The 1,800-nt window shown below is 53.7% G+C and carries 2 protein-coding genes; both read right to left on the bottom strand.

What is annotated here, in order from left to right:
• On the bottom strand, window positions 1–262 hold a 262-nt coding region (locus ACTHUM_RS13010; protein WP_440403061.1), incomplete at its 3' end, for a LolA family protein.
• A 58-nt stretch (window positions 263–320) separates the two neighbouring features.
• The coding region (locus ACTHUM_RS13005) for an NADP-dependent isocitrate dehydrogenase (RefSeq protein WP_440403060.1) at window positions 321–1,800 on the bottom strand (1,480 nt) is incomplete at its 5' end.

Genomic DNA, 1,800 nt, shown 5'->3' with positions numbered 1-1,800 from the left:
ATTGCATGATGCCGTCTGAACGCACGCGCAGGGTGGTTTCAAATGGTTTTTGCATTTTCCAGAGCAGGCCTTTTTGTGGGACAAGGGTAAAGCTGCCGCTGGTGGTCATGGGTTTGCTGAGGGATTTAAGCTGGCGTTGTTGGACAAAATTGCCTTGCACGTTTTGCGGTTTTTGCAGGGTTTGTGCCAATTCGGCAGGGGAAAATGCCCACAAAGCCGGAGCGCTGATGAGGAGAGTAAGAGAAAGAATGTTTTTTTTCATTGTGCTTCCATAAGGTTTGAGGCCGTCTGAAAATTCAGACGGCCTTTTATTGCTTTAATTATAAGGCTGACAAGGCCTGATTAAAGGTTGCGCTTGGACGCATCGCTTGTGCCGCTTTTTCAGGATTGGCTGCGTAGTAGCCGCCGATGTCGACCGCTTTGCCTTGTACGGCAGAGAGTTCTTCAACGATTTTGGCTTCGTCGGCAGTCAAAGCGGCTGCCAATGGAGCAAATGCGGCTTTCAGTTCGGCATCTTTGTCTTGCGCCGCCAATTCTTGCGCCCAGTAGAGGGTGAGGTAGAAATGGCTGCCGCGGTTGTCGAGTTCGCCTGCTTTGCGTTTAGGCGATTTGTCGTTCAACAGCAGTTTTTCGGTGGCTGCATCCAAAGTGTCGGCGAGGACTTGGGCTTTGGAGTTGCCGGTTTTTTGCGCCAGATGTTCAAACGATACGGCGAGTGCGAGGAATTCGCCCAAAGAGTCCCAACGCAAGTGGTTTTCTTCGAGGAATTGTTGGACATGTTTCGGTGCGGAGCCGCCAGCGCCGGTTTCAAACATACCGCCACCATTCATCAATGGAACGATAGACAGCATTTTCGCGCTGGTACCCAGTTCCAAAATTGGGAACAAGTCGGTCAGGTAGTCGCGCAGGACGTTACCGGTTACAGAGATGGTGTCTTCGCCGTTTTTCAGACGACCCAAGCTGAACTTGGCAGCTTCTTCGGGAGCGAGGACGCGGATGTCGAGACCGTTGGTATCCAGTTCGGCAAGGTAGGCTTTAACCTTGGCGAGCAGGCTCTTGTCGTGCGGACGGTTTTCGTCGAGCCAGAACACGGCTGGCGTGTTGCTCAGACGGGCGCGGTTGACGGCGAGTTGTACCCAGTCTTTGACGGGCGCGTCTTTGGTTTGGCACATACGCCAGATGTCGCCTGCTTCAACGTCGTGCTGCATCAGGACTTTGCCTGCCGCATCAATGACTTGAACCTGACCGTCGGCTTCGATTTCGAAAGTTTTATTGTGCGAACCATATTCTTCGGCCGCCTGCGCCATCAGGCCGACGTTGGGTACTGTACCCATGGTTGTCGGATCGAACGCGCCGTGTTCGCGGCAGAAGTCGATGGTTGCTTGATAAACGCCTGCGTAGCTGCTGTCGGGAATCACGGCTTTGGTGTCTTGCGCTTTGCCGTCTTTGTCCCACATACGGCCGGAATTGCGGATCATCGCAGGCATGGAAGCATCGACGATAACATCGCTGGGGACGTGCAGGTTGGTAATGCCTTTGTCGGAATCGACCATCGCCAAATCGGGGTTGGCAGCGTAAACGGCAGCGATTTCGGCTTCGACGGCAGCGCGAGTGTCCGCATCCAGTTTGTCCAGATTGGCAAGCAGGTTGCCGAAGCCGTTGTTGACATTGACGCCGGCGGCAGCCAGTTTGTCGCCGAATTTTTCAAAAACAGGCGCGAAGAACACTTTGACGGCGTGTCCGAAGATAATCGGGTCGGACACTTTCATCATGGTGGCTTTCATGTGCAGCGAGAACAAT

This window comes from Neisseria sp. P0021.S006 (assembly GCF_051956895.1).
The sequence above is the reverse complement of the archived record's forward strand: the minus strand, read 5'-3'. Positions and strand labels throughout refer to the sequence as shown.